The following is a 9,180-nucleotide window of genomic DNA, read 5'->3' on the forward strand; positions in this document are numbered from 1 at the left end:
CGGGTCCGTCATGTCGTCCCTCCAAGTAGATCCAATGTGGGTAGCCTAATGGCCGGGCCTACCGCGCAACTGTCCCAAGCTCGACAGACACCGCTACCGTGTGACAGACCATGGATCGCGTCTGTCTGAAGTGCGACGCGCCCGCCGACCCCTCCCATCAGTTCTGCGGGCGTTGCGGAGCACCGCTGCACACCCGCTGCGGCGCGTGCCTGACGCTGGTCGCGCCCGGACTGAACTTCTGCACCGCCTGCGGCCGCCAGCTGTCCCGCGACCTGTCCGCGACCGGCGCCGTCCGCGAGGAGCGGCGCACCGTCAACGTGCTGTTCGTGGACCTCAAGGGCTTCACGAACATGGCCGAGAGCCTCGACCCGGAAGACCTGCGCCAGCTGCAGCTGGACTACTTCAGCACGGCCCGCGAGGTGATCCGGCGCTACGGCGGGGTGGTGGAGAAGTACATCGGGGACGCGGTGATGGCCGTGTTCGGCGTACCCGTGGAAACCGAGCACGACGGCCTGCGTACCGTGCTGGCGGGCCTGGAGCTGCAGCGGGAGCTGGACGGGCGGGCGCTGGCCGGCCGCTACCCGATGCGGGCGCGGGTCGGCATCGCCACCGGCGAGGCCCTGGTCGACCTGGCCGCGGCCCGCAACGGCGGCGAGGCGCTGCTGTCCGGCGACGTCGTCGCCACCGCGGCGCGGCTGCAGACCCACGCGCCGCCGGGCGGCGTCCTGGTCTCGGCGGTCACGCACCGCGCCACCGCCGGTTCCATCCGGTACGACGAGGCGCCGTTGCGCCTGGAGCTGGCCGGCAAGTCGCAGCCGGTCGAGGCGTGGCTGGCCCGGGCGTCGGTACGGCGGCCGCCGGTCCCCGACGACGAGGCCACTCCCCTGGTCGGCCGGGCCGCCGAGCTGGACCTGCTCATGGCCGCGCTGCGCCGGTGCGTGTCGGAGCGCCGCGCGCACCTGGTCTCGGTGGTGGGCGCGCACGGGATGGGCAAGAGCCGGCTGGTGCGGGAGCTGTTGCGGCGGGTGCACGACGACAGCGGCCTGCTGGTGCGGTGGCGGGTCGGGCGCTGCCTGCCGTACGGGGCGGGCGGCACGTACGACGCGCTCGCCGAGATCATCAAGACCGAGGCGGACGTGCTGGACACCGACGACCCGGTGCGCACCCGCGAGCGGCTGGCCACCGCGCTGGCCAAGGTGCTGCCGGCCACCGAGGTGGAGCGGCTGACCAACCTGCTCGGCCCGCTGGCCGGGCTGCCCGGCCGGCCGGTGCGGCCGGGCGAGATCGAGGCCGCCTGGCGGGACGCGCTGCTGGCCCTGGCCCGGCACCTGCCCACCGTGCTCGTCGTGGAGGACCTGCACTTCGCCGACCCGGCGCTGCTGCGCTTCCTGGCCGAGCTGGTGGAGACCGGCGGGGACGCGCCGCTGCTGGTGCTGTGCACGTACCGGCCGGAACTGCTGGACGAGCAACCGGCCTGGCCGTCCGCGCTGCCCGGCATGCTGACCGTGTCGCTGTCCCGGCTGCGCGCCGACGAGATGCGCACCCTGCTGTCCACCTTGATGAGCCGGCACGGCGTGGCCGCCGAGCACACCGAGCGGCTGACCGGGCTGACCGGCGGCAACCCGATGTACGCCGTCGAGTACGTGCGGATGCTCGCCGACGGCCAGGGCGACCTGGACGTGCCGGACAGCGTGCACGGCGTCATCGCCAACCGCATCGACCTGCTCGACAACGCCGAGCGCACCCTGCTCAACGCCGCCGCCGTGCTCGGCGACCGGCTCTGGCCGGGCGCTATCGGCACCATGCTGAGCCTGGACGGCGCCGACGTGGCCGGCGTGCTGGTCCGGCTGCAGCGCCGGGACTTCTTCGTCGCCGGCTCGGTGTCCACTGTGGCCGGCGAGGCGGAGCTGACCTTCCAGCACCAGCTGGTCCGCGAGGTCGCGTACCGGCGGCTGCCCCGGGCCACCCGGGCGGCGCTGCATCGCCGGGCGGCCGGCTGGCTGCAGGCGGTCTCCATCGACGGCCGCCACGACCTGGCCACCGCCGTGGCCCGGCACCGGATCGAGGCGCTCGCGCTCGCCGAGAGCCTTGGCGAGGACACCGCCGCCGACGTCCAGGCGGCCCGCGCGGCGCTGCGGGCCGCCGCCGACGCGGCCTTCGCCGTGTACGCCGTGGAAGCCGCCCTCGGGTACGTCGGCCAGGCGCTCAACGTGTGGCCGGTGGACCACGAGCCGGCCCAGCGGCGCACCGCCGAGCTGCTGCACCACCGGCTGCAGTTCCTCGTCGACAGCGACCGCTTCTACCGCGAGTACGGCGTCAAGGAGGTCACCCGGCTCGCCGAGCGGATGCGCGAGGCCGGCGACCGCACCGGCGAGGCCCGCGCCGAGACGCTGCTCGGGCAGGCCGAGTTCATGCGCGCCGAACGCGACCGGGCCCGCGAGCACCTCGACCGGGCACTCGCCCTCTTCGCCGACCTGCCCGACGACGCCGCCAAGGCCGAGGCGTACGGCGAGCTGGCCCGGCTGCACCTGCTGGAGTTCCAGACCGGCGCCGCGCTGCCGGCCGCCCGCGCCGCCCGGGAACTGGCGCACCGGCAGGGCCTGGCCGACGCCGAGATGCACGCCCTCGTCACCGAGCACGCCACCCGGTACGTGGCCGGCGACGCGTCCGCCCTGGCCGACCTGGAACGGGCCGTCGAGGTGTGCCGGGCGCAGAGCCTGCCGACGCTGCGCCGGGCCGCGCACAACCTGGCCACGTTCCGCCAGGAGGAGGGCGAGCTGGCCGGCGCGGCCGAGCTGGAACGCGAGAGCCGGGGTGTCCACGGTGGACAGCTCAGCCTCGTACTCAGCCACTCGGAGGAGGCCGAGGTGGCGTACTTCACCGGCGACTGGCCGGCCCTGCTGCGCGCCGCCGACGAGTACCTCGACGAGGAGGGCGCCGACACCACCGACTGGGATCTGCAGCTGCGCGGCCGGCGGGCCTGGATCGGCGCGCTGTGCGGGCGGCCCCAGGTCTCCGACGTGGCCCGCAGCCTGGACGTCGCCCGCCGGTCCGGGTTCGTGCGGCTGCGCTACAACGCGTACGCCCACGGCGCCCTGAGCCGGGCGCTCGACGGCGACACCGCAGGCGCGGCCGCGCTCCTGGCCGAACTGGTCGAGCTGTGGCACGAGGCGCCGACCGCACTGACCCTGGAGTGGCTGTCCGCGGCGGTGCACGCCGACGTGCTCACCGGCGGTTCCACCGTGGAGCGGGTGGTGCGCACCAGCGTCCGGCGGACCCGGTGGGTGGTCGCCGCCGAGGCCCTCGTGGCCGGCGACCCGGCGACCGCCGCCGAACGCTACGACGAGATCGGCTGCGCCAGCGACGCCGTGCTCGCGGCCGCGTGGGCCGCCCGCGCCACCGGATCGGCCGCGCACGCCGCCCGGGTACGCGCGTTCGCCGAACGCACCGGCGCGACCGGCCTGCTCAGCCTGTATTGACCCAGCGTCCACTGTGGGCGGACTCGGCCATCGCCGCGACCACCCGCGCGGCGTGGACCGCGTCGTCGATCGTCGGGCCGTGCGCGGTGCCGTCCACGATGGACCGCAGGAAGCCGGCCGCCTCGATGACCTTCAGGTCGTCGTACCCCATCGCGATGCCCGGACCGGGCTGGAACGCGGCGTACTCGCCGTGCCCCGGGCCGACGTGCACGGTGGTCCCGCCGACGCGTAGCTCGCCCATGCGCCGGAAGTCCCAGGCGAGCACGCCCTCGGTGCCGTGGATCTCGAAGCCGTAGTCGCACTGCGAGCCCACGCTGACCCGGCTCGCCTCCAGGGTCCCGCGCGCACCGCCGGCGAAGCGGGCCAGGCAGCCGACGTAGTCCTCGTTCTCCACGTCGCCGAGCACGCCGCCCTCGACCGTCGCGAAGTGGCTCGTGGCGCCGCCCGGCACCGGCCGCCGCGGGACGAACGTGGCCTCGTCGGCGACCACCGCCTCGATCGGCCCGACCAGGTACCGGGCCAGGTCGACGCCGTGCGACATCAGGTCGCCCAGGACGCCGGAGCCGCCGCGCTCGCGGACGAAGCGCCACGACAGCGCGCCCTTCGGGTCGGCGGCGTAGTCGGACAGCAGCCGGAACCGGGCGTGCGTGACCGCGCCGATCCGGCCCGCCGCGATCAGCTCCCGGGCGTACGCCACCGCGGGCGCGTGGCGGTAGTTGAAGCCGACCGTGGCGCGTACCCCGGCCGCCGCCACCGCCGCGGCGACGGTGGCGGCCTCGGTGGCGTCCCGCCCGACCGGCTTCTCGATCCAGATGTGCTTGCCGGCCCGCGCCGCGGCGGCGCCGACCTCGGCGTGCAGGAAGTTCGGCACGGTCACGCTCACCGCGTGGACGTCCGGGTCGGCGAGCACCTCGGCCCAGTCCCCGGTGGTACGCCCGAAGCCGTACCGGCGGGCGGCGTCGGCGCGCAGCCCGGCGACCGGGTCCGCGGCCACGACCAGGCGCGGCGCCGGCACCGGGTAGTGGTGGGCCACCCGCAGGTACGCCTGCGCGTGCACCCGGCCCATCCAGCCCAGCCCGATGACGCCAACGCCGATCACCGTGCCTCCTAGGTCACCGCGCCACTAAGGTCAGCTCGAAGCTGTAGTGCGAGGCCCGGTACGCGTGCTGGCCGTACTCCACCGCCCGCCCCGCGTCGTCGTACGCGGTGCGGGCCATCGTGAGCAGCGGCGCGCCGCGCACCTCGCCGAGGGCCTTGGCCTCCGCGGCGGTGGCGCGGCGGGCGCCGATGGTCTGGTCGGCCAGCCGCAGGTTGATCCCGGCCGCCCGCATGAGCTGGTACAGCCCGCGCGCGCGCAGATCCTCGATGGTCAGCGGGAAAAGCCCGGAGGGCAGGAAGTTGCGCATGACCGCCAGCGGCTCGCCCTGGGCGTACCGGAGCCGCTCGATGGCCAGCACCGGCGCGCCGGTGGGCAGGACCAGCGCCACCGCCACCTCGTCCGGGGCGGTGGTCTCCGCCAGCGACAGCACGTCCGTGCGCGGCTGCTGGTGGGTGCGGTCCAGGTCGTCGTACAGGCTGGTCAGCTCGACGGTGCGGCGCACCTTGGCGTGCACGACCTGGGTGCCCACGCCGCGCTTGCGGACCAGCAGCCCCTTGTCGACGAGGTACTGGATGGCCTGGCGCATGGTGGGCCGGGACAGCCCGAGCTGGTCGGCGAGAGAGACCTCGTTTTCCAGCCGGGTGCCCGGCACCAGCTGGCCCGACTCGATCAGCTCCTCCAGCCGCTGCGCCACCTGGAAGTACAGCGGCACAGGGCTGGAGCGGTCGACCCGGATCAGCTCGCTTACGGGGTTCACGGTGTGCTCCGATACAGGCTCGGGCGGTCGGCGAGGTCCACAGTGGTACGCGTACCCCTAGACGATATGCACGCCTCCGCAACCGCGGTGGCCGCGTACCCGTCCCAGACGCTCGGTCCGCCGGTGACGCCGCGGGCGAGACCGGCGACCCACGCTTGCAGTTCGTCCACGTATGCCTGGCTGAAGCGCTCCTGCCAGTCCGGGTGGATGGGTTGCGCCCGCCCGCCGTTGCGGGTCACCGTGCCGGTGGACGGGGTGTCCAGGGTGACCGTGCCGGTGGCGCCGACCAGCTCGCACCGCACGTCGTACCCGTACCGGGCGTTGACGAAGATCTCCACGTCGACCAGCACGCCGGCGTCGGTCTCCAGCAGCACCAGCTTCGGGTCCCGCAGCCCGTCGGCGGCGAGCGGGCTCTGCCGCCCGCCCAGCACGGTGGTGGCGACGATCTCCTGGTCGAGCAGCCACCGGGTCACGTCGATCTCGTGTACGACGGAGTCGGTCAGCGTCATGTCGGTGGTGAACGTCGGCGGCACGCTCGGGTTGCGGTGCACGCAGTGCAGCATCAGCGCCTCGCCGATCTGTCCACTGTCGAGCACCGACTTCACCTGGAGGTAGCCGGGGTCGTACCGGCGCATGAAGCCGACCTGGACCAGCCGGCGGCCGTGCGCGGCCTCGGCCTCGACCACCTTCAGCGCGGCGCCGCTCGTGGTGGCGAGCGGCTTCTCGCACAGCACCGGCTTGTCCGCGGCGATGCAGGCCAGGACGAGCTCGGCGTGGGTGTCGCCGGGCGAGGCGATCAGGACGGCGTCGACGGCCGGATCGTCGATGACGTCGTGCGCCTCGCGGTGGACGGACGCGCCGACGGCGGCGGCGATCGCGCCGGCGCGTTCGGTGTCCACGTCGAAGACCGCACCGGGCCGCGCCCCCGACACGTGTCCGGCCAACCGGCGGATGTGTTCGGTGCCGATGTTGCCGGTGCCGATGACGCCGATGTTCATTGTGCTCCTTCAGGTGCTCTGTGGCCGGTCGCTGGCAGTACCGACCCGGTCGAGTTCGTGCGCGAGCTCCTCCAGCTCGGCACCGCCGGACATGAGACGGGTCAGGTCGTCGCGACTCATGTCTTTTTTGGCCGCGTCCGCGATCATCTGACCGCGCCGCAGCACGACGAAGTGGTCGCCCACCGGGTACGCGTGGTGGGGGTTGTGGGTGATGAAGATGACGCCGAGTCCGCGCGCCCGCGCCCGCATGATGTAGTTCAGCACCACGCCGGCCTGCCGGACGCCGAGCGCCGATGTCGGCTCGTCGAGGATGATCACCTTGGCGCCGAAGTAGACGGCGCGGGCGATCGCGATGGACTGCCGTTCACCGCCCGAGAGGGTGCCGACCGGCTGCTCCACGTCGCGGATGTCGATACCCATCGCCAGCAGCTCGTCGCGGGTGATCCGCTTCGCCGCCTCGATGTCGAAGCGGCGCAGCGGCCCGATCCCGCGGGTCGGCTCGGCGCCCAGGAAGAAGTTGCGCCAGACCGCCATGAGCGGCACCATCGCGAGGTCCTGGTACACCGTGGCGATGCCCCGGTCCAGCGCGTCGCGCGGACTGGTCAGGCGCACCGGTTCGCCGTCGATGCGGTACTCGCCGCTGTCGTACTGGTGCAGCCCGGACAGTATCTTGATGAAGGTCGACTTCCCGGCGCCGTTGTCGCCCAGGACGCAGGTCACCTCGCCGGCCCGGACCGTCACCGACACCTCCCGCAGCGCGATGACCTGCCCGTACCGCTTGCTGAGCTTCGATACTTCCAGCAGAGGTGCGCTCATCGTCGCGTCACCTCCGCGTACCGGCGCACGAACTGGTTGGTGATGACGGCGATCAACAACATGGCGCCGAGGAAGAACTTGTACCAATCGCTCTCCCAGCCGGCGTAGACGATGCCCTTCTGCGCCATGCCGAACATCAGCGCGCCCAGCGCCGCACCGATGGCGGATCCGTAGCCACCGGTCAGCAGGCAGCCCCCGATCACGGCCGCGACGATGTAGGTGAGCTCCTCGCCGATGCCCATGTTCGCCTGGACTACGCTCAGGCGAAGCACGGCGATGTTGCCCACCAGCCAGGCGCACACCGACACGGTGACGAACAGCATGATCTTCGTACGCGCAACGGGCACGCCCGTGGCGCGGGCCGCGTTGGCGTCGCCGCCCGCCGCCAGGATCCAGTTGCCGGCGCGGGTGCGGGTCAGCACCCAGGTCGCCGCCAGCACGATGAGTACCCACCACAGGATGGCGATGCGGAACTGCTGCCCCGCGATCGTGATCGGGTTGGCGAACACGGTCTGCGCCGACTCGTAGCCCGACGCGCTGCCCAGCCCGGCGATCTGCACCGACCCACCCGTGATCACCTTGGTGACGCCCAGGTTGAGCCCCTGCAGCATCAGAAACATGCCCAGCGTGATGATGAAGCTGGGCAGCCTGGTGCGCACCACGAGGATCCCGTTGGCGAGCCCGACCGCCACCGCGATCGCCAACGAAGCGGCCATCGCCAGCCAGACGTTCCAGCCCTCCAGCGCCGCCAGCCACACCGTCACCGTGCCGGCCGTACCGGTGAGCACGCCGGCGGACAGGTCGAACTCGCCCCCGATCATCAGCAGCGCGATGGCGACCGCCATGATGCCCAGCAGCGAGGCCGGGTCCAGCCAGGTCGCGACCCCCTGCATCGAACGGAACGTCTCCGACAGGACCGCGAAGAAGATGAAGATCGCGATCGCGCCGGTGAGGGAGCCGAGCTCCGGGCGTACCAGAATCCTGCGGAACAGGCCGCGTCCGGCCACCCGCTCGTCCGGCACCGCCAGGGTCGCCATTAGCGCGTGCCCTTCTTCGTCAGGTCGGCGACCTGGCCCGCGTTCTCCTTCGTGACGAAGCCCGGCCCGGTCAGGATCGGCTGCCCGCCACCGACGGTGTTCAGGTTCGTCTTGTTCAGATAGAGGATCTGCACCGGCAGGTAACCCTGCAGGTACTGCTGCTGGTCGACCGCGAAGAGCATGTCGCCCGCCTGGATGGACGAGATGACGTCCGGCGACAGGTCGAAGGTGGCCAGCTTCGCGCTGGTCCCGGCCTCCTTCATGCCGGCCAGGGCGGCGGTGGCGACGCCCGGGTTCAGCGCGATCACGCCGTCGATGGACTTGTCGGCCTGCAGCTTGGCGCTTACCGTCGCCGACACGTCGGTCAGGTTGGCCACGTTGACCTGCTGGTTGGTGACCTTCCCGCCAAGGGTCTCGGCGACGCCGGCGCACCGCTCGGTGAGGCCGATGTTGCCCGCCTCGTGAATCAGGCACAGCAGGTTCTTGACGCCGGCGACCTTGAGCCGCTCCCCGGCTCCCTGACCGGCGATCTTCTCGTCCTGCCCGACGTGCGCGATGGCGCCCACGCTGGCCGACTGGTTCTGCCCCGAGTTCAGGGTGACCACGGCAATGCCGGCCGACTGGGCCTTTTGCAACGCGGCCCGCAGCGCGTCGGCGTTCGGCAGGGAGACCGCGATCCCGGCGACCTTCTTGGCCACCGCGTCGTCGATCAGCTGGGACTGCTTGAGCGGGTCGCCCGAGAAGGTGTAGTCGATCGTCACGCCCAGCTGCTTGCCGGCCGCCTCCGCGCCGTTCTTGACCACCGGCCAGAAGTTGTCGGTGCCGTCGCTGTGCGTGATCACCGCGATCGTCAGGCCGGTCGTCTGGGTCGTCGCCCCGCCCCCGGTGTCGTCGTCGTTGCCGCAGGCCGCCACGCCGAGCGTCACGGCCGTGATGAGTCCGAGTAGTGCCGCCTTCCTTAGCTGTGCCATTTTGTCCCTCCGTGGGTAGGTGG

7 protein-coding genes are annotated in these 9,180 nt (G+C 72.6%); 1 reads left to right on the plus strand and 6 read right to left on the minus strand.

Going from position 1 to position 9,180, the window contains the following annotated elements:
• Nucleotides 1-110: 110 nt before the first annotated feature.
• Entirely contained in the window at nucleotides 111-3,479 is a 3,369-nt protein-coding gene (locus Prum_RS08535) for an ATP-binding protein (RefSeq protein ID WP_173075424.1), read from the plus strand.
• On the opposite strand, the gene Prum_RS08540 is transcribed toward Prum_RS08535, so the two are convergent.
• The 6 genes from Prum_RS08540 to Prum_RS08565 are packed head-to-tail and all read right to left on the minus strand — an operon-like array spanning nucleotide 3,466 to nucleotide 9,157.
• Nucleotides 3,466-4,578 (minus strand): Gfo/Idh/MocA family protein, encoded by a 1,113-nt coding sequence (locus Prum_RS08540; RefSeq protein WP_246277748.1) that lies wholly within the window; start codon nucleotides 4,576-4,578, stop codon nucleotides 3,466-3,468. The two genes, Prum_RS08535 and Prum_RS08540, sit on opposite strands and share 14 nt — an antisense overlap.
• 13 nt (nucleotides 4,579-4,591) lie before the next feature.
• A complete protein-coding gene (locus tag Prum_RS08545; protein WP_173075426.1) occupies nucleotides 4,592-5,335 on the minus strand; it encodes a GntR family transcriptional regulator in 744 nt (247 codons plus the stop codon).
• Nucleotides 5,332-6,333, minus strand: coding sequence for a Gfo/Idh/MocA family oxidoreductase (locus Prum_RS08550; protein WP_173075428.1), 1,002 nt, complete (start codon nucleotides 6,331-6,333; stop codon nucleotides 5,332-5,334). Before Prum_RS08550 ends, Prum_RS08545 begins: the two co-directional genes overlap by 4 nt.
• A gap of 9 nt (nucleotides 6,334-6,342) precedes the next feature.
• Nucleotides 6,343-7,149 (minus strand): ATP-binding cassette domain-containing protein, encoded by an 807-nt coding sequence (locus Prum_RS08555; protein WP_173075430.1) that lies wholly within the window; start codon nucleotides 7,147-7,149, stop codon nucleotides 6,343-6,345.
• Complete coding sequence (locus Prum_RS08560) at nucleotides 7,146-8,186, minus strand: ABC transporter permease (protein ID WP_173075432.1); 1,041 nt, start codon at nucleotides 8,184-8,186, stop codon at nucleotides 7,146-7,148. The genes Prum_RS08555 and Prum_RS08560 overlap by 4 nt, the downstream gene beginning before the upstream one ends.
• A complete protein-coding gene (locus tag Prum_RS08565) occupies nucleotides 8,186-9,157 on the minus strand; it encodes a sugar ABC transporter substrate-binding protein (RefSeq protein ID WP_173075434.1) in 972 nt (323 codons plus the stop codon). Before Prum_RS08565 ends, Prum_RS08560 begins: the two co-directional genes overlap by 1 nt.
• Nucleotides 9,158-9,180 lie beyond the last annotated feature (23 nt).

Origin of the sequence: Phytohabitans rumicis, assembly GCF_011764445.1 — a bacterium.
GTDB lineage: Bacteria > Actinomycetota > Actinomycetes > Mycobacteriales > Micromonosporaceae > Phytohabitans > Phytohabitans rumicis.